An 18,815-nucleotide genomic window follows, 5' to 3' on the forward strand; every position below is an offset into this window, starting at 1 on the left:
TGCCGATTTAATATTGAGCATTGCGTAAAAAAATATCACTGGATACAGTATGGTACCCTCAACATTTTCTCGTTTGAACGCCGCGCGCGCGCTGCCTGTCGTCCTGGCTGCGCTACTTTTCGCCGGGTGCGGCACCCAGGCGCCAGATCAAAGCGCAGCCTATATGCAGGGTTCAGCGCAAGCTGACTCCGCCTTTTACCTGCATCAGATGCAGCAAAGCGCAGATGATAGCAAGACCAACTGGCAATTACTCGCCATTCATGCACTGCTGAAAGAAGGAAAAAGCCAGCAGGCCGTCGACCTGTTCAACCAACTCCCGCAAAATCTGAATGATGCCCAGCGTCGCGAACAGTCTTTATTAGCGGTAGAAATCAAACTGGCGCAAAAAGATGTCGCAGGCGCGCAGGCCTTGCTGGATAAACTAAAACCCGCCGACTTTGCGCCACATCAGCAAGCGCGTTACTGGCAGGCGCAGATCGTTGCCAGCCAGGGACGCCCGTCGCTTACCCTATTGCGGGCGTTAATCGCCCAGGAACCGCTACTGGCGGCGAAAGAGAAACAAAAAAATATCGACGCCACCTGGCAGGCGCTCTCCGCCATGACGCCGGATCAGGCCAGGACGCTGGTTATCAACGCCGATGAAAATGTGCTTCAGGGCTGGCTGGATCTGCAACGCGTCTGGTTTGACAACCGCAACGATCCGGACATGCTGAAAGCCGGGATCGCCGACTGGCAAAAACGCTACCCGCAAAATCCGGGGGCGAAAATGCTGCCGACGCAGCTCGTCAATGTACAACGTTTTAAACCAGCTTCCACCAGCAAAATCGCTCTGCTGCTGCCGCTGAACGGTCAGGCTGCCGTGTTTGGCCGTACCATCCAGCAAGGTTTCGAAGCCGCGAAAAACCTCGGCACCCAGGCGGTGGAAATGCAGCCTGCCGCCGCGCCTGACGCGCCGGTCGAACCTGGCGTGGAGGAGACGCAACCACAAATGACCAACGGCGTCGCCAGTCCGTCGCAGGCCTCGGTGAGCGATCTGACTGATGACGCTCCATCCCAGTCCGCTACGCCAGTCAGCGCGCCACAAACTCCCCCTGCTACAGCAAGCGCGCCGGCGGATCCCTCCGCTGAATTAAAAATCTACGATACCTCTTCCCAGCCGTTGGATCAGGTGCTCGCTCAGGTTCAGCAAGACGGCGCCAGTATCGTGGTCGGGCCGCTGTTGAAAAACAATGTGGAAGCGCTGATGAAAAGCAACACGCCGCTCAACGTGCTGGCGCTCAACCAGCCGGAAACTGTACGTAGCTTCCCTAATATCTGCTATTTCGCGCTCTCTCCTGAAGATGAAGCCCGTGACGCGGCGCATCATATTTATGACCAGGGCAAGCAGTCGCCGCTGCTGTTGATCCCACGCAGCGCGCTTGGCGATCGCGTGGCGAACGCCTTCACCCAGGAGTGGCAAAAACTGGGCGGCGGCATCGTATTACAGCAAAAATTCGGCTCCGTAGCCGAGCTCAAAATGGGCGTGAACGGCGGCGCGGGTATCGCGTTGACGGGCAGTCCGGTCGCCGCCAGCGTGCCTGCGCAGCCGGGCGTCACCATTGGCGGTCTGACTATCCCTGCGCCGCCGACCGACGCGCAAATCACCGGCGGCGGACGCGTAGACGCGGTCTATATTCTGGCTACGCCGGAAGAGATTGGCTTTATCAAACCGATGATCGCCATGCGTAACGGCACCCAGAGCGGCGCGACGCTGTATGCCAGCTCCCGCAGCGCGCAAGGCACCTCCGGCCCCGACTTCCGTCTGGAGATGGAAGGTTTACAATACAGTGAAATTCCTATGCTGGCAGGCGGCAATATGCCGTTGATGCAGCAGGCGCTGAGCGCTGTACATAACGACTATTCTCTGGCGCGGATGTACGCCATGGGCGTGGATGCCTGGACGCTGGCGAACCACTTTTCGCAGATGCGTCAGGTGCAGGGGTTTGAGATCAATGGTAATACCGGCGCATTAACTGCCAGCCCGGATTGTGTAATTAACAGGAAGTTATCATGGCTCAAATACCAGCAAGGGGAGATTGTTCCCGCCAGCTAACGCGTAAACAGGCTGGCGACGCGTGGGAAGCTGCCGCGCGTCGCTGGCTGGAAAGCAAAGGACTGCGGTTTATCGCCGCCAACGTGCGCGAGCGCGGCGGCGAAATCGATCTGATCATGCGTGACGGAAAAACGACGGTTTTTGTTGAGGTCCGCTATCGGCGCTCCGGGCTTTATGGCGGCGCGGCGGCTAGTGTGACCCGCAGCAAGCAACACAAATTATTACATACTGCCCGCTTGTGGCTCGCCCGCCAGAATGGGAGTTTTGATACTGTGGATTGTCGGTTCGATGTGTTAGCCTTCACCGGAAATGAGATTGAGTGGTTTCGGGATGCGTTTAACGACCACTCATAATTGAAGATTTTAAGGATTAGCGTGCTCGAAAGAATCAAAGTTTGCTTTACAGAAAGCATTCAAACTCAAATTGCTGCGGCGGAAGCGCTTCCGGATGCCATTTCCCGCGCCGCCATGACGCTGGTTCATTCCCTGCTTAACGGCAACAAAATCCTCTGTTGTGGAAACGGGACGTCCGCGGCCAACGCACAGCATTTTGCTGCCAGCATGATTAACCGCTTTGAAACGGAGCGACCCAGTTTACCCGCCATTGCACTAAATACCGATAATGTGGTCTTAACTGCGATCGCTAACGATCGCCTGCACGATGAAGTTTATGCAAAACAAGTCCGGGCGCTGGGACATGCAGGCGATGTTTTATTGGCGATCTCTACGCGTGGTAATAGTCGCGATATCGTAAAAGCCGTTGAAGCAGCCGTCACACGTGACATGACCATTGTGGCGCTAACCGGGTATGACGGGGGTGAGCTGGCCGGACTATTAGGGCCGCAGGATGTTGAAATTCGTATCCCTTCACATCACAGCGCGCGCATTCAGGAAATGCATATGCTGACGGTAAACTGCCTGTGCGATTTGATCGATAACACGCTTTTTCCTCACCAGGATGATTAAGGAGTACACATGAAGGCATTTTCGCCGCTCGCAGTCCTTATTTCTGCGTTGCTATTGCAAGGTTGCGTCGCCGCCGCGGTAGTGGGTACGGCAGCCGTCGGCACCAAAGCCGCAACCGACCCGCGTAGCGTGGGCACCCAGGTGGATGACGGAACGCTGGAACTGCGTGTCAGCAGCGCGCTGTCGAAAGATGAGCAAATCAAAAAAGAGACGCGCATCAATGTCACGGCTTATCAGGGCAAAGTTTTGTTAGTGGGCCAGTCGCCAAACAGCGAACTCTCCGCACGCGCGAAACAGATAGCGATGGGCGTTGAAGGCACCACCGAGGTCTATAACGAGATTCGCCAGGGTCAGCCTATCGGCCTGGGGACCGCCTCTAACGATACCTGGATCACCACGAAAGTTCGCTCACAGCTACTGACCAGCGATCAGGTAAAATCGTCAAATGTGAAAGTCACCACCGAAAATGGCGAAGTATTCCTGCTGGGCCTGGTAACTGAACGTGAAGGTAAAGCGGCAGCGGACATCGCCAGCCGGGTGAGCGGCGTGAAACGCGTGACCACCGCCTTTACGTATATTAAGTAACCGGTGTGCCGGGTGGCGATAAAAATGTGTAAACCGCGTCGCCATCCGGTAAATCATCCGGCTTCGCTACCCCGCTTTTTCCCGCAGTTGCGATGAGGTCAGAATCGTCACGCCTTCTTGTGCTGGCGCCAGCGCTTCCGCCAGCATGGCCCGCGCCACATCCCGCGCATCAATCGATTTCCAGTTTCCGGGCAGCAGCCGGAATAGCGGAGCGAAAAGCGTTTCATTCACCCGCCGCGTTGTTCTGTCGCCGAGCAGCATAGAAGGCCGGGCAATCGTCAAACGAGGCCAATCTTGCGCGATTAACGCCTCCTCCATTTCTCCTTTCACCCGATTGTAGAAAAACGGAGAGTGCGCGTTTGCTCCCATTGCGCTGACCACCAACATGTGCTGCGCGCCCAGTCGACGCCCGGTCAGCGCGGTATCAACCACCAGCGTATAATCCGCATGAATAAACGCCGCTTTACTTCCCGCTTCACGCCGGGTCGTGCCCAGGCAGCAAAAAACAATATCTACCGGGTCGGTCACCTGAGCTAACGCGTCGGTAAGCTGCGGATCGTGAGGGTTATAAACGCCGACAATATCCGTCAGCGGACGACGCGTCGGCGCGGCGATAGCGCTCACCTGCGGCGTGTTGATTAACATTCTCAGCAGATGTCCGCCGACCAGTCCGGTCGCGCCGGTAATCAGTACCTGACTCATCCTCGCTCCTTTACAGATTTGTCCACCTTGCACTCTCGGCCCTATCGACCAGGCTTAATAGTCTACGAGGTAAGTATCCATCATTGTGGAAAATTTGCCTTACCCGACGCCACCACTGCGGAGGAAACGCATGAGTAAGAAAATTGCCGTTTTGATTACCGATGAATTTGAAGATTCAGAATTTACCTCGCCGGCAGCAGAATTCCGTCAGGCTGGCCATGAGGTCATCACCATCGAAAAAGAGGCGGGTAAAACGGTGAAAGGAAAAAAAGGCGAGGCCAGCGTCACCATTGATAAGGCTATTGATGACGTTCGCCCCGACGAGTTCGACGCCTTGCTATTGCCGGGAGGTCATTCGCCGGACTACCTGCGCGGCGACAGCCGTTTCGTGGATTTTACCCGCGATTTCGTTAACAGCGGTAAACCGGTTTTTGCCATTTGCCACGGCCCACAGTTGTTGATCAGCGCCGATGTCATTCGTGGCCGCAAACTCACGGCGGTGAAACCGATTATTATCGATGTGAAGAATGCGGGCGCGGAATTTTACGATCAGGAAGTCGTCGTCGATAAAGATCAGCTGGTGACCAGCCGCACGCCTGACGACCTGCCGGCATTTAACCGCGAGGCGCTACGCCTGCTGGGCGCGTGAGTCGCGTAACCAGTGCAGTTTTTTACCAAACCCCAGCGTGTTGTCGGTGAATTTAATTTCATCCAGCCGGATTTCCCATACCGGCGCTGGCAGCACCCTGGCGACCGGGAAGCGACGAAGGTAAGCTTTACGCGCGGCGTCGCTCTCCTGCCCCTCCAGACGGCGAATTACCCCTTTAAACTGTACGCCGCGAATGCGCGTCACCGTTTTCGGCTGACCATTGACCGTTCCCGCAACTGGCGCGCACGCGCCGGACATTTGCGCATGGCGGGTTTTATCATCCGTTAACAGATACAGCGCGACGTTTTGCGCATCGAACAAATAAAACGCATTGGCGCACCACAGCTCTCCCTCATGGTGTACGCACCAGGTCACCACGTGTTGTTTCGCCAGCCAACGGCCAATAGCGGTAAGTGTGTCCATCTTTATTCTCGCTTATACTGGGAACCTGAAAATTATCATGCTGATGGCGACAATGACACCCTGGTATCTGTATCTGATTCGTACCGCAGACAATGCGCTTTACACCGGAATAACCACCGATGTGGCGCGTCGTTACAGGCAGCATCAAACGGGAAAAGGCGCAAAAGCATTACGGGGAAAAGGCGAGTTAACGCTGGCGTTTGCGGCGCAGGTCGGCGATCGCTCGCTGGCCCTGCGCATAGAGTATCGCATCAAACAGCTCACAAAGCGCCAGAAGGAGCGCCTTGTGACGGAACGCGAAGCGTTTGAGGCGCTGCTGTCCAGCCTGCAAACGCCGGTGCTTAAAAACGATTGAAGTGGTCGTGATACTCCACCAGCCCCGTCACGCCTTCCAGCGCATCCTCAGCCAAACGGTGTACCTGGAAAGCGCTTTCCGTACCGGGCCAACGGCAGTGAAGATCGTAATGCGCGGCCAGTTCAAAACCGAAGCGGCTATATAACGCCGGGTCGCCCAACGTCACGACCGCCGCGTAGCCGAACTCGTTGAGCGAATCCAGCCCTTCATACACTAACTGGCGCGCCAGCCCTTGCCCGCGATACTTTTCATCGACCGCCAGCGGCGCCATGCCGACCCACTGTAAATCTTCGCCCTGCACATCAACCGGACTAAAGGCGACATAGCCCACCACCTGGCCTTCATCATCCGTGGCCACCAGTCCGAGCGTCAGAAAACCATCTTCACGCAAATCGTGAACCAGCTTCGCTTCCGCATCGCTTTCGAATGAACGGCGTAACAGCGCATCAATACCAGGCGCATCAATAGGAATTTCTACTCGAATTAGCATGGTTCACCTACCGAGGTCTGTTTGGTTTCCGGCGAGTTTTTCATACCCGCCTCAACAAAATCCGCCAGTTGCAGCAGCATAACGCGTAACGCTTTCGGCATCTGCTCCAGTTCGATGGCGTCCATCAGATTCTTCACATACAACCCTAACTCAGTATCGCCTTCAATGACCAGTCGACGCTGGAAAAAGAGCGTATCCGGGTCCTGTTTACGGGCAGCTATCATTAGCAGATCGCTGGCGTCGGCGCTAAAACTGACGTCGGCATCCGCCTGCTGGCTAACGATCAGCTTTTCATTTTCAACTGTGGTATACCATTTTAAGTCGATGTCACGAACATGAATGCTTAACCAACGACCTTCGAGGAATTCCAGCTCTCCATCGGCCAGCGCCTGACGAAACTGCCAGCTCAGAACCTGTTCCAGAACCTGGCGCTTTAGCGCAAAGGGCGTCAGTTTAACCGGTACACTCATCAGAGACGGGCCAGCATGGACTAAGCGTGAACGCAGTTTATCTAACACGAGCTTTACTCCCTGTTTCAATAGTCCTGTTATTTTGCCATATCCAATAAATCACATGGCGGCGTAAATCAACAATTGGGTCTGATTTTCTACCCCATTATTGGTGTTACCAATACGCCTTTAACTGCCTTAAATCAAAAATTGTCGCAGCAAGGTTAACTAAAATCCCTGTTCGTTAACAATTTTGCGTCTCAGACGTAACCCTCAGGATAAATTATGGAGCTGCTCTGCCCTGCCGGAAATCTCCCGGCGCTGAAGGCGGCCATCGAAAACGGCGCTGACGCCGTTTATATCGGGTTAAAAGACGATACCAATGCCCGTCATTTTGCCGGCCTTAACTTTACCGAAAAAAAATTGCAGGAAGCGGTGAGTTTTGTTCACCAGCATCGCCGCAAATTACACATCGCCATTAATACTTTTGCGCATCCGGACGGCTATGCTCGCTGGCAGCGCGCCGTGGATATGGCGGCGCAGCTTGGCGCCGACGCGCTGATTCTCGCCGACCTCGCTATGCTGGAATATGCCGCAGAGCGTTACCCGCATATTGAGCGCCATGTTTCCGTTCAGGCCTCGGCAACCAACGAAGAGGCGATTCGCTTTTATCACCGCAACTTTGATGTCCACCGCGTGGTACTGCCACGTGTACTGTCGATTCACCAGGTAAAACAACTGGCCCGCGTCACGCCGGTGCCGCTGGAGGTATTCGCGTTTGGCAGCTTGTGCATTATGGCGGAAGGTCGCTGCTATCTTTCTTCTTACCTGACGGGGGAGTCGCCCAATACCGTCGGCGCCTGCTCGCCCGCCCGCTTTGTTCGCTGGCAGCAAACGCCGCAGGGGCTGGAATCGCGCCTGAATGATGTCCTGATTGACCGTTACCAGGATGGCGAAAACGCGGGCTACCCAACGCTGTGTAAAGGCCGCTATTTAGTGGACGGCGAGCGCTATCACGCGCTGGAGGAGCCAACCAGCCTGAACACGCTGGAACTGCTGCCGGAGCTCATGGCGGCGAACATCGCTTCGGTGAAGATCGAAGGCCGTCAGCGCAGCCCGGCCTATGTCAGCCAGGTGGCGAAAGTGTGGCGCCAGGCGATCGATCGCTGCAAAGCCGCCCCGCAAAACTTCGTTCCACAGCGCGACTGGATGGAGACGCTCGGCGCGATGTCCGAAGGCACTCAAACCACGCTTGGCGCATATCACCGTAAATGGCAGTGAGAGGAGCTATGAAATATTCCTTAGGACCGGTGCTTTATTACTGGCCGAAAGAGACGCTGGAAGATTTTTATCAGCAGGCCGCAAAAAGCAGCGCTGATGTCATTTATCTGGGCGAAGCGGTGTGCAGCAAGCGTCGCGCGACCAAAGTCGGCGACTGGCTGGAAATGGCGAAATCCCTCGCCGCCAGCGGTAAGCAGGTGGCGCTCTCCACCCTGGCGCTGGTACAGGCGTCATCTGAATTAAGCGAGCTGAAACGCTATGTGGACAACGGCGATTTTCTGCTGGAAGCCAGCGATCTTGGCGTGGTGAATCTGTGCGCCGAGCGCAAACTGCCGTTTGTCGCCGGCCATGCGCTGAATTGCTACAACGCGGTCACGCTGCGCCGGTTGCTGAAAGAAGGCATGGTACGCTGGTGTATGCCGGTGGAGCTGTCCCGCGACTGGCTGGTGAATTTGCTTAATCAGTGCGATGAACTGGGCATCCGCAATCAGTTTGAAGTGGAAGTGTTGAGCTACGGGCATCTGCCGCTGGCCTACTCCGCTCGCTGCTTTACCGCCCGTTCGGAAGACCGCCCGAAAGATGAGTGCGAAACCTGCTGTATCAAGTATCCAAACGGTCGTGACGTGCTCTCGCAAGAGAATCAGCAGGTGTTTGTGCTTAACGGTATTCAGACCATGAGCGGCTATGTCTATAACCTTGGCAACGAACTGACGTCGATGCAGGGATTGGTCGATATCGTGCGGCTGTCGCCGTTGGGTACGGAGACATTTGCCATGCTTGATGCCTTTCGCGCTAACGAAAACGGCGGTGCGCCATTACCGCTTGCCTCCCATAGTGACTGCAACGGCTACTGGAAGCGGCTGGCCGGGCTGGAGCTACAGGCCTAGCCGGATGGCGGCATAAAGACCTTATCGGGCCTACAAATAGCGCTCCCGTAGGCCCGATAAGCGCAGCGCTATCGGGCATTGTTTTGCCGTCAGTCTCATAAAGCTCACTTTGTTAACAACATTCGCTAATCTTTAATGCAGTATTAAAAGATTAACCGGTAACAAAGTGAGCCGTTATGACTGACAAAACTATTCCGTTCTCGGTGCTGGATCTGGCACCGATCCCTGAAGGATCTTCGGCAAAAGAAGCCTTCACGCACTCGCTTGATCTCGCACGGCTGGCTGAAAAGCGCGGCTATCACCGCTACTGGCTGGCGGAACATCACAACATGACCGGTATCGCCAGCGCGGCGACCTCGGTATTGATTGGTTATCTGGCGGCCAATACCACAACATTACATCTTGGCTCCGGCGGCGTGATGCTGCCTAACCATTCACCGCTGGTGATTGCCGAGCAGTTCGGCACGCTGAATACGCTCTACCCGGGACGTATCGACTTAGGGTTGGGACGCGCGCCGGGTAGCGATCAGCCGACGATGCGCGCGCTGCGTCGCCATATGAGCGGCGATATCGATAACTTTCCACGCGATGTCGCAGAGCTGGTGGACTGGTTCGACGCTCGCGACCCTAATCCGCATGTGCGCCCGGTTCCCGGCTACGGCGAGAAGATCCCGGTCTGGCTGTTGGGCTCCAGCCTGTATAGCGCACAGTTGGCGGCCCAGCTTGGCCTACCGTTCGCCTTTGCTTCGCATTTCGCGCCGGATATGTTGTTCCAGGCGCTGCATCTGTACCGTACCCAGTTCAAACCTTCAGCGCGGCTGGAAAAACCGTACGCGATGGTGTGTATCAATATTATCGCCGCCGACAGCAACCGCGACGCCGAATTCCTGTTTACCTCCATGCAGCAGGCTTTTGTGAAGCTACGCCGTGGGGAAACCGGCCAACTGCCGCCGCCGATTGAGAATATGGAGACCTTCTGGTCGCCATCCGAACAGTATGGCGTGCAGCAGGCGCTGAGTATGTCGCTGGTCGGCGATAAAGCGAAAGTCCGCCACGGGCTGGAATCCATCCTGCGGGAAACCCAGGCGGATGAAATTATGGTCAACGGGCAGATTTTCGACCACCAGGCGCGGCTGCATTCGTTTGATTTGGCGATGGATGTGAAGCAGGAATTGTTGGGGTAGTGCGTTGTTTTGCCCGGAGGCGCTTCGCTTACCGGGCCTACAGCATCAAGTAGGCCGGATAAGGTGCAACCGCCATCCGGCACAATAACGTTACTGGTACACCGGCAGCAAATTAAAGCTCGACAGAATATGGATAACCGCGTTGCCGACACCGAAGACCAGAATCAGTACAATCATCGGCGTGCCGCCCCAGACGCGGAATTTCGGGCTGCCGAAACGTTCGCGAGATTTACGTGCTAACAGCGCAGGCACAATGGCCGCCCAGATAGTTGCAGCTAAACCTGCATAGCCAATGGCGTACAGAAAACCGTTCGGCCACAGCAGGCCACCGACAATTGGCGGCACAAACGTCAGCAGTGCGGTTTTAAAACGCCCCATTGCCGAGTCATCAAAACCAAACAGATCCGCCAGATAGTCAAACAGCCCCAGCGTCACGCCGAGGAAGGAACTGGCGACCGCAAAGTTAGAGAACACCACCAGCAGCAGATCCAGACTGCGGCTGTTCAGCACGCCGCTTAACGCCTGTACCAGCACATCAATATTGCCGCCTTTCTGTGCAATGCCGATAAATTCTGGACGCGGGATGTTGCCCATCGTCCCCAGCAGCCAGACGGAATAGAGCGCCAGCGCCAGTAACGTTCCATAAATCAGGCATTTCACGATGGTGCGCGGATCTTTGCCGTAATATTTCATCAGGCTCGGTACGTTACCGTGATAACCAAAAGAGGCCAGACAAAATGGCAGCGTCATCAGCAGGTACGGCGTATATGACGCGTGGCTTTCAGCCACGTTAAACAACGTGGCAGGCTGAACGTGTCCTAACAGGCTGCCGAAGGTCAGGAAGAAAGTAATCACTTTCGCGCCCAGCACAATCGCCGTCATCCGACTGACCGCCTTCGTACTCAGCCACACGACAAACGCCACCAGCAGCGCAAAGGCAAAACCTGCCGCTCGCGCCGGAACGTTCAGCGACATCTCAGCAAAGGTATGATGCAGAATTGAGCCGCTCGCCGAGATATAGGCGTAAGTCAGGATGTAGAGCACAAAGGCAATAGAGATGCCGTTGACAATGTTCCAGCCTTTCCCCAACAGATCTTTGGTGATGGTGTCGAAACTCGAACCAATGCGGTAGTTAAGGTTGGCTTCGAGGATCATTAGCCCGGAGTGCAGCATACAAAACCAGGTAAAGACCAGCGCCGCCATCGACCAGAAGAACCACGCCCCGGACATGACCACCGGCAGGGAGAACATCCCCGCGCCAATGATGGTGCCGCCGATAATCACCACGCCGCCAAGCAGCGAAGGTGACGTTTGGGTGGTGGTAAGTGTTGCCATTCAGCTCTCTCTCCAGTCATTTATAGTGTGACTATCTCTCAATACGCTGCACTGTACCAGTACACGAGTACAAAAGAAATAAAAAAAGCCCCGATTGTGACGATCGGGGCTGTATATTTTACTTTACGCTGTGAATGCGCAGGTCAGCGTGAGTTACGCATCGCCGCCGAAACGACGGCGACCGGTAGAGTCATCACGACGCGGACCACGGCTTTCACGACGCTCGCCGCTGAAGCGACGACCATCACCACGACCACCTTCACGACGTTCGCCGCTGAAATTACGACCGCCTTCACGACGTTCGCCACTGAAGCTACGACCACCGCCGCGACGTTCGCCGCCCGCGTGCGGAACAGCATCACCCAACAACTGCATATTCATCGGCTTGTTCAGAATGCGGGTACGCGTGAAGTGCTGCAACACTTCGCCCGGCATACCTTTCGGCAGCTCGATGGTGGAGTGAGACGCGAACAGCTTAATGTTACCAATGTAACGGCTGCTGATGTCGCCTTCGTTAGCGATAGCGCCCACGATATGACGAACTTCAACGCCGTCATCACGGCCCACTTCAATGCGGTATAACTGCATATCGCCAACGTCACGACGTTCACGACGCGGACGTTCTTCACGGTCGCCACGCGGACCACGGTCATTACGATCGCGCGGACCACGGTCGTCACGGTCACGGAATTCACGCTTAGGACGCATCGGCGCATCCGGCGGCAGGATCAGCGGACGCTCGCCCTGCGCCATTTTCAGCAGTGCGGCGGCCAGCGTTTCGAGATCCAGCTCTTCGCCTTCAGCAGACGGCTGGATTTTCGCCAGCAGCGCACGGTACTGATCCAGATCGCTGCTTTCCAGTTGCTGCTGAACTTTCGCGGCGAATTTTTCCAGACGGCGTTTACCCAGCAGTTCTGCGTTCGGCAGTTCCACTTCCGGAATGGTCAGCTTCATGGTGCGTTCGATGTTGCGCAGCAGACGACGCTCGCGGTTCTCAACGAACAGCAGCGCGCGACCGGCGCGACCCGCACGGCCGGTACGACCGATACGGTGAACGTAGGACTCGGAGTCCATCGGGATATCGTAGTTCACCACCAGGCTGATACGTTCAACGTCCAGACCACGTGCCGCAACGTCGGTGGCGATCAGGATGTCCAGACGACCATCTTTCAGGCGTTCCAGAGTCTGCTCACGCAGCGCCTGGTTCATATCGCCATTCAACGCGGCGCTGTTGTAGCCGCTACGTTCCAGCGCTTCTGCTACTTCCAGGGTCGCGTTTTTGGTACGTACGAAGATAATCGCCGCATCAAAGTCTTCCGCTTCCAGGAAACGCACCAGCGCTTCGTTTTTACGCATACCCCAGACAGTCCAGTAGCTCTGGCTGATGTCAGGACGGGTAGTCACGCTGGACTGAATGCGCACTTCCTGCGGCTCTTTCATAAAGCGGCGGGTAATGCGACGAATCGCTTCCGGCATAGTGGCGGAGAACAGAGCGGTCTGATGACCTTCCGGGATCTGCGCCATAATAGTTTCAACGTCTTCGATGAAGCCCATACGCAGCATTTCGTCGGCTTCATCCAGCACCAGACCACTCAGTTTAGAGAGGTCGAGGGTGCCGCGTTTTAAGTGATCAAGCAGACGTCCCGGCGTACCGACAACGATCTGCGGCCCCTGACGCAGGGCGCGTAACTGCACGTCATAACGCTGACCGCCGTACAGGGCAACCACGTTTACGCCGCGCATGTGTTTAGAGAAATCCGTCATGGCTTCGGCCACCTGTACCGCCAGTTCGCGGGTTGGCGCCAGCACCAGAATCTGAGGTGCCTTCAGCTCAGGATCAAGATTGTTGAGCAGCGGTAAAGAGAACGCTGCGGTTTTGCCGCTACCGGTCTGGGCCATGCCCAGCACGTCGCGACCGCCCAGCAGATGCGGAATGCACTCTGCCTGGATTGGAGATGGTTTTTCGTAACCCAGATCGGTAAGGGCTTCAAGGATAGGAGCCTTCAGCCCCAGATCTGCAAAAGTGGTTTCGAATTCAGCCATGTAGTACGTGTGCCTCAAAATTAATGGCGGCCAGTCTACATAACTCATCATGAAATTGATCTGCAATTTTCATTGAAAAGTGTGAACCGGCTCAAAGTAGGTGTATTAACGAACAACAACGCCCTCACCCGCGAAGGTGATGGCAATCAAAAAGATTACGGGCTGATATGTTCGTCAGCTATTGCTGGTCCGATTCTGCCAGGTCATCTTGGTCCTGGCCCAGGAGCGATAATTCCAACAATGCGTATCGGTGCTCAACAAAGTTATGAACGTTGTTGGCCACCGCCAGTTTGAACAGAGCCGTGGCGCTGTCCAAATCCCCCAGACTTAGGTAATACTTACCTAAATAGAAGTTGGTTTCACTGAGATGCTCAGCGAGCGAGGTGTTATCCGTTGCGTCCGCCTTGAGCCTTTCCATCAGCGTTGCTTCGCTAATGTCGCCCAGGTAGAACTCGACAATGTTCCATCCCCATTGCTCTTTATCCGATTTTTCGAAGCGTGCTTTTAACGCTTCTTTCGCCTGCTTCTCATTAAGCTTCTGCTCAACAAGATACAGCCACAGGCTGCGGTAAGGATCATTGGGATCGTCTTGATAAAACGCCAGCAGATCATCTTGCGCTAACTTATCACGGCCGCCGTAATACAATGCGATACCGCGGTTTAAGTGCGCGTAGTTGTAAGTTGGATCAAGCTCTAGTACAGAATCAAACGCTTCATAGGCAGCATCAAAATTGCCTGCCTGCGTTAAATAAATGCCTAAGTAATTGAATACTTCAGGCATATCCGGTCTGATTGCCAGCGCTTGTGAAAAATCATTTCGCGCTAATGCCCTCAAACCAAGACTATCATACAACACTCCGCGCTCATATAAAAGCTGTGCGCGTTCGTCATCGGTTAAAGCCCGACTGGCAAGAATCTGTTCCATACGCGCCAGAATCACTTCCTGCTGTAAAGTCGGTTGCAATGGTACTGCGAGGACTTCACTTTTACGCCAGGCGGAATTACTGCATCCTGCAAGCGTAAGTGCTGTCGCAACGAAACACCAGCGCAAAAAAGGCTTCATTTCCCACTCCCGAAGACAACGATTGAATGAACGTCCTGTTCCCCGGTGGCTCAACAAGGCGTCCAGCCAGGTCTAAAGCCCTCCGCAGTGCGGAGGGCAAAAGGCTACCTTACTCGGCCTGTTCGCTCGCCGGAGCTTCCGGCGCAGCCGCAGGTTGAGACTGCTCGGTTGCTTCTTTAATGCTCAGACGTACACGGCCCTGGCGGTCAACTTCCAGAACCTTAACCGGGACTTCCTGACCCATCTGCAGATAGTCGGTCACTTTCTCTACACGCTTATCCGCGATTTGAGAGATGTGAACCAGACCTTCTTTACCGCCGCCGATGGCAACAAACGCGCCAAAGTCAACGATACGGGTCACTTTACCATTGTAGATACGGCCGACTTCGATCTCTGCGGTGATCTCTTCGATACGACGGATAGCATATTTCGCTTTTTCGCCGTCGGTCGCCGCGATCTTCACAGTACCGTCATCTTCGATTTCGATGGTGGTGCCGGTCTCTTCAGTCAGCGCGCGGATCACAGAACCACCTTTACCGATCACGTCTTTGATCTTGTCCGTGCTGATCTTGATGGTATGGATACGCGGCGCAAATTCAGAGATATCGCCGCGCGGCGCGTTGATCGCCTGTTCCATCACGCCCAGGATGTGCAGACGCGCGCCTTTAGCCTGGTTCAACGCAACCTGCATGATCTCTTTGGTGATACCTTCAATTTTGATATCCATCTGCAGCGCAGAGATACCGTCGCGGGAACCCGCCACTTTGAAGTCCATATCGCCCAGGTGATCTTCGTCGCCCAGAATGTCAGACAGTACAACGTAGTTGTCGCCTTCTTTCACCAGACCCATAGCGATACCTGCTACGGCGGCTTTAATTGGCACGCCAGCGTCCATCAGCGCCAGAGAAGCGCCGCACACGGAAGCCATAGAGGAAGAACCGTTGGATTCGGTGATTTCAGACACCACGCGAACGGTGTACGGGAATTTATCCATGTCCGGCATCACTGCCAGCACGCCGCGCTTCGCCAGACGACCGTGACCAATTTCACGACGCTTCGGAGAACCGACCATGCCGGTTTCGCCTACGGAGTACGGAGGGAAGTTGTAGTGGAACAGGAAGCTATCAGTGCGCTCGCCCATCAGTTCATCAAGCACCTGCGCGTCACGAGCAGTACCCAGAGTCGCGGTAACCAGCGCCTGCGTTTCACCACGGGTAAACAGAGCGGAACCGTGAGTACGCGGCAGCACGCCAGTGCGCACGTCCAGACCACGGATCATGTCTTTTTCACGGCCATCAATACGCGGCTCGCCTGCCAGTACGCGGCTACGCACCACGTTTTTCTCAATAGCGTGCAGGATTTCGCCCAGCTCGTTAGCATCCAGAGTTTCATCTTCTGCAATAAGCTGCTCAATGGTTTCGGATTTGATTACGTCAACCTGAGCATAGCGTTCTTGTTTATCGGTGATGCGGTACGCGTCGCTCAGACGAGATTCAGCAAGCGCAGCAACACGCGCGTTCAACGCGTCGTTGACGGCTTCCGGCTGCCAGTCCCAACGTGGTTTACCGGCTTCTTTCACCAGATCGTTGATCGCCTGGATAACAACCTGCTGCTGCTCGTGACCGAATACCACCGCGCCCAGCATAGTGTCTTCGCTCAGCAGTTCAGCTTCGGATTCCACCATCAGCACAGCCGCTTCGGTACCGGCAACCACCAGGTCCAGCTTGCTTTCTTTCAGCTCGTCCTGGGTCGGGTTCAGCACGTACTGGTCATTGATATAACCTACGCGCGCCGCGCCGATTGGGCCGTTGAACGGAATGCCGGACAGGGACAGCGCAGCGGATGCGCCGATCATGGCAACGATGTCTGGGTTAACCTGCGGGTTAACGGAAACGACGGTCGCGATAACCTGCACTTCGTTAACGAAGCCTTCCGGGAACAGCGGACGAACCGGGCGGTCAATCAGACGCGCGATCAGGGTTTCGCCTTCGCTTGGACGGCCTTCACGACGGAAGAAGCTGCCCGGGATACGACCAGCAGCGTAGGTACGCTCCTGATAGTTAACGGTCAGTGGGAAGAAGTCCTGGCCTGGCTTGGCTTTTTTCTGGCCGACAACGGTAACGAATACGGCGGTGTCATCCATGCTTACCATAACAGCGGCAGTGGCCTGACGCGCCATCATGCCAGTTTCCAGCGTAACGGTATGCTGACCGTACTGGAATTTACGAACGATCGGATTAAGCAAAATAATATCCTTTCCAATTTTTGACGGCATAATACGCGCCGTCGTTAATACCCGATCTTCTGCGCATCCTCGCGACTAATGACAACCCTAACCCTGATATGGGTAAAGCCTCTCATTAGCCGCGCGAACCTCTGCAACGGAAGATCATTCATAGCAACAATACATTAGTTTCCAGCGAATTGCTGCCATCTGCTGGAAAAAAGGGGCCATGAAGGCCCCCTCTTTCTGAAACTCGAAAGAATTAGCGACGCAGACCCAGACGCTCAATCAGCGCGGTGTAGCGTGCAACATCTTTACGTTTCAGGTAGTCGAGCAGTTTACGACGCTGAGAAACCATACGCAGCAGACCACGACGGCTGTGGTGATCTTTTTTATGCTCTGCAAAGTGACCCTGCAGGTGGTTAATCTGTGCAGTCAACAGAGCAACCTGAACATCGGTAGAACCGGTGTCGTTTGCGTCACGACCGAACTCAGAAACGATTTTAGCTGTAGCTTCAGTACTTAGAGACATTTTAAAACTCCAAAGTATTTAAGAATGAGAGGACGCCGATCTCTAATTCAGCGATCCCAGTGTACGCCGCGTAAACTGTTAAATAATTTACGCGACGTTAAGCGGCGGTATTCTACTCGCAGCGCTCTCTTATCGCAAGACGAAGCGACATTACGCTGGGTACTCTACTACCAGCCGACGAGGCGCGACACGGCCTTCGTCGTCAATTTCGCCCATACCGATAAATTTACCGTCTTCACCTTCCGTCACACGAACCAGTCCCTTCAACGGCGCGCCCGTGGTACGAACCGGGTTGCCATTCTTGAAGTATACCGAAGATGTTAACGGTAGATTAACAACCGGATAGTCCGAAGCTGGACTGTCCATTGGCATCAATAATGGATCGAGCAACTGCGCCGCCGGAACGCCCTGCTGTTCCGCCTGTGCTACCAGCTCGCGCAAGTGCTCCAGCGTCACCATACGATCCACCGGATACTTGCTGACCGTCAGACGACGCAGGTACGTTACGTGCGCGCCACAGCCCAGTTTCTCACCTAAATCATCAATAATGGTACGAATATAGGTGCCTTTGGAGCAGTGAACTTCCAGCTCCAGCTCGTTACCTTCATGGCGAATAAACAGCAGCTCATAGACGGTAATCGGGCGGGCTTCGCGCGGCACTTCGATACCCTGGCGGGCATATTCGTACAGCTTCTTGCCCTGATACTTCAGCGCCGAATACATCGAGGGAATCTGTTCGATATCCCCACGAAAGGTCTCCAGCGCGCTCGCAAGCTGCTCAGCGCTGAAAGTCACCGGACGCTCCTGCACGATTTGACCATCGGCGTCAGAGGTATCCGTGCGCTGCCCCAGACGGGCAATAACACGATAGCGTTTGTCAGAATCCAGCAGGTACTGCGAAAATTTTGTCGCTTCGCCGAGGCAAATCGGCAACATGCCGGTCGCCAGCGGGTCCAGCGCGCCGGTATGCCCGGCGCGGTTGGCATTGTAGATGCGCTTAACTTTCTGCAGCACGTCATTGCTGGACATACCCTGCGGCTTATCCAGCAGCAGCACGCCGTGAATGTCGCGGCCACGACGACGAGGACGACTCATCAGTCCTCCTTGCTGTCGTCCGGGTTCACACGACGTTCTTCGTCATGTTTCACCACGTTAGTCACCAGGTTGGACATACGCATCCCTTCCACCAGCGAGTTGTCGTAGAAGAAGGTCAGTTCCGGTACGATGCGCAGACGCATCGCTTTACCCAGCAAGCTGCGGATGAAACCAGACGCTTCCTGCAACGCTTTGATGCCCGCTTTTACTGCGTCTTCATCTTTGTCGTTCAAAAAGGTGACAAACACTTTGGCATAGGCCAGGTCACGGGACATTTCGACACCGGAGACGGTAGTCATCATACCCAAGCGCGGGTCTTTAATTTCGCGCTGCAGGATGATTGCGATCTCTTTTTGCATCTCCTGGGCCACGCGCTGCGGGCGACCAAATTCTTTCGCCATAATAAATTCTCCAGACAAAAAAGGGGCTATCAGCCCCTTTTTGAAATTAATACGGTATTC

The 18,815-nt window shown here is 55.1% G+C and carries 21 protein-coding genes; 9 read left to right on the plus strand and 12 right to left on the minus strand.

The features are described 5' to 3' along the window. Positions 1-49 precede the first annotated feature (49 nt). Genes ACLJRE_RS02860 through dolP form a run of 4 tightly spaced genes read left to right on the plus strand, consistent with a single transcriptional unit; the run spans position 50 to position 3,642 of the window. The gene (locus ACLJRE_RS02860; RefSeq protein WP_000249221.1) at positions 50-2,092 is read left to right on the plus strand and encodes a penicillin-binding protein activator; all 2,043 of its coding nucleotides are present in this window, start codon (positions 50-52) and stop codon (positions 2,090-2,092) included. Next, positions 2,050-2,445 (plus strand): YraN family protein, encoded by a 396-nt coding sequence (locus ACLJRE_RS02865; RefSeq protein WP_000057285.1) that lies wholly within the window; start codon positions 2,050-2,052, stop codon positions 2,443-2,445. Before ACLJRE_RS02860 ends, ACLJRE_RS02865 begins: the two co-directional genes overlap by 43 nt. A gap of 21 nt (positions 2,446-2,466) precedes the next feature. Continuing rightward, a complete protein-coding gene (gene diaA, locus ACLJRE_RS02870) occupies positions 2,467-3,057 on the plus strand; it encodes a DnaA initiator-associating protein DiaA (RefSeq protein ID WP_000893481.1) in 591 nt (196 codons plus the stop codon). A gap of 9 nt (positions 3,058-3,066) precedes the next feature. After that, positions 3,067-3,642, plus strand: a complete 576-nt coding sequence (gene dolP, locus ACLJRE_RS02875; RefSeq protein ID WP_000643280.1) for a division/outer membrane stress-associated lipid-binding lipoprotein — start codon at positions 3,067-3,069, stop codon at positions 3,640-3,642. Between the two features lie 66 nt (positions 3,643-3,708). On the opposite strand, the gene ACLJRE_RS02880 is transcribed toward dolP, so the two are convergent. Beyond that, positions 3,709-4,344, minus strand: a complete 636-nt coding sequence (locus ACLJRE_RS02880; RefSeq protein WP_001552025.1) for an NAD(P)H-binding protein — start codon at positions 4,342-4,344, stop codon at positions 3,709-3,711. Positions 4,345-4,474: 130 nt separating this feature from the next. Between ACLJRE_RS02880 and yhbO the strand changes: the two genes are divergently transcribed. Beyond that, the gene (gene yhbO / locus ACLJRE_RS02885) at positions 4,475-4,993 is read left to right on the plus strand and encodes a protein/nucleic acid deglycase (RefSeq protein WP_000037599.1); all 519 of its coding nucleotides are present in this window, start codon (positions 4,475-4,477) and stop codon (positions 4,991-4,993) included. On the opposite strand, the gene ACLJRE_RS02890 is transcribed toward yhbO, so the two are convergent. Next, complete coding sequence (locus ACLJRE_RS02890; RefSeq protein WP_000380407.1) at positions 4,973-5,416, minus strand: YhbP family protein; 444 nt, start codon at positions 5,414-5,416, stop codon at positions 4,973-4,975. The two genes, yhbO and ACLJRE_RS02890, sit on opposite strands and share 21 nt — an antisense overlap. A gap of 37 nt (positions 5,417-5,453) precedes the next feature. Here ACLJRE_RS02890 and ACLJRE_RS02895 point away from each other — a divergent pair, with 37 nt between their 5' ends. Beyond that, positions 5,454-5,771 (plus strand): GIY-YIG nuclease family protein, encoded by a 318-nt coding sequence (locus ACLJRE_RS02895; RefSeq protein WP_000928379.1) that lies wholly within the window; start codon positions 5,454-5,456, stop codon positions 5,769-5,771. On the opposite strand, the gene ACLJRE_RS02900 is transcribed toward ACLJRE_RS02895, so the two are convergent. Both ACLJRE_RS02900 and ACLJRE_RS02905 read right to left on the minus strand, forming a co-directional pair. Next, positions 5,758-6,261, minus strand: a complete 504-nt coding sequence (locus tag ACLJRE_RS02900; RefSeq protein WP_000908562.1) for a GNAT family N-acetyltransferase — start codon at positions 6,259-6,261, stop codon at positions 5,758-5,760. The genes ACLJRE_RS02895 and ACLJRE_RS02900 overlap by 14 nt on opposite strands. Beyond that, complete coding sequence (locus ACLJRE_RS02905) at positions 6,255-6,779, minus strand: SCP2 domain-containing protein (protein ID WP_000884721.1); 525 nt, start codon at positions 6,777-6,779, stop codon at positions 6,255-6,257. Before ACLJRE_RS02905 ends, ACLJRE_RS02900 begins: the two co-directional genes overlap by 7 nt. 216 nt (positions 6,780-6,995) lie before the next feature. Between ACLJRE_RS02905 and ACLJRE_RS02910 the strand changes: the two genes are divergently transcribed. From ACLJRE_RS02910 to ACLJRE_RS02920, 3 genes are all read left to right on the plus strand, one after another. Beyond that, positions 6,996-7,991 (plus strand): peptidase U32 family protein, encoded by a 996-nt coding sequence (locus ACLJRE_RS02910; protein ID WP_000421309.1) that lies wholly within the window; start codon positions 6,996-6,998, stop codon positions 7,989-7,991. After that, entirely contained in the window at positions 7,982-8,878 is an 897-nt protein-coding gene (locus ACLJRE_RS02915) for a U32 family peptidase (RefSeq protein ID WP_001663052.1), read from the plus strand. The genes ACLJRE_RS02910 and ACLJRE_RS02915 overlap by 10 nt, the downstream gene beginning before the upstream one ends. A 176-nt stretch (positions 8,879-9,054) precedes the next feature. Beyond that, positions 9,055-10,062 (plus strand): luciferase-like monooxygenase, encoded by a 1,008-nt coding sequence (locus ACLJRE_RS02920; protein ID WP_000130432.1) that lies wholly within the window; start codon positions 9,055-9,057, stop codon positions 10,060-10,062. A gap of 90 nt (positions 10,063-10,152) precedes the next feature. On the opposite strand, the gene mtr is transcribed toward ACLJRE_RS02920, so the two are convergent. The 8 genes from mtr to rbfA form a co-directional block, all read right to left on the minus strand. Continuing rightward, positions 10,153-11,397: a tryptophan permease gene (mtr, locus tag ACLJRE_RS02925; RefSeq protein ID WP_000224374.1), complete on the minus strand. Its 1,245-nt coding sequence runs from the start codon at positions 11,395-11,397 to the stop codon at positions 10,153-10,155. Between the two features lie 153 nt (positions 11,398-11,550). After that, positions 11,551-13,440 (minus strand): ATP-dependent RNA helicase DeaD, encoded by a 1,890-nt coding sequence (gene deaD / locus ACLJRE_RS02930; protein ID WP_000807248.1) that lies wholly within the window; start codon positions 13,438-13,440, stop codon positions 11,551-11,553. Further along, the gene (gene yrbN, locus ACLJRE_RS02935; protein WP_010723222.1) at positions 13,433-13,513 is read right to left on the minus strand and encodes a protein YrbN; all 81 of its coding nucleotides are present in this window, start codon (positions 13,511-13,513) and stop codon (positions 13,433-13,435) included. Before yrbN ends, deaD begins: the two co-directional genes overlap by 8 nt. A 105-nt stretch (positions 13,514-13,618) precedes the next feature. Beyond that, entirely contained in the window at positions 13,619-14,503 is an 885-nt protein-coding gene (gene nlpI / locus ACLJRE_RS02940) for a lipoprotein NlpI (protein WP_000802069.1), read from the minus strand. A 109-nt stretch (positions 14,504-14,612) separates the two neighbouring features. Further along, positions 14,613-16,748: a polyribonucleotide nucleotidyltransferase gene (pnp, locus tag ACLJRE_RS02945; protein WP_001670767.1), complete on the minus strand. Its 2,136-nt coding sequence runs from the start codon at positions 16,746-16,748 to the stop codon at positions 14,613-14,615. Between the two features lie 241 nt (positions 16,749-16,989). Continuing rightward, positions 16,990-17,259, minus strand: a complete 270-nt coding sequence (rpsO, locus tag ACLJRE_RS02950) for a 30S ribosomal protein S15 (RefSeq protein WP_000059465.1) — start codon at positions 17,257-17,259, stop codon at positions 16,990-16,992. Positions 17,260-17,409: 150 nt separating this feature from the next. Beyond that, positions 17,410-18,354 carry a tRNA pseudouridine(55) synthase TruB gene (truB, locus tag ACLJRE_RS02955; RefSeq protein WP_023212280.1) on the minus strand — a complete coding sequence of 315 codons (945 nt, stop codon included), beginning with the start codon at positions 18,352-18,354 and terminating at the stop codon, positions 17,410-17,412. Next, on the minus strand, positions 18,354-18,755 hold the full coding sequence (rbfA, locus tag ACLJRE_RS02960) for a 30S ribosome-binding factor RbfA (protein ID WP_001040199.1): 402 nt from the start codon (positions 18,753-18,755) through the stop codon (positions 18,354-18,356). The genes truB and rbfA overlap by 1 nt, the downstream gene beginning before the upstream one ends. Between the last annotated feature and the right edge of the window lie 60 nt (positions 18,756-18,815).

Source organism: Salmonella sp. SAL04157, assembly GCF_046551635.1.
Classification (GTDB): domain Bacteria; phylum Pseudomonadota; class Gammaproteobacteria; order Enterobacterales; family Enterobacteriaceae; genus Salmonella; species Salmonella enterica.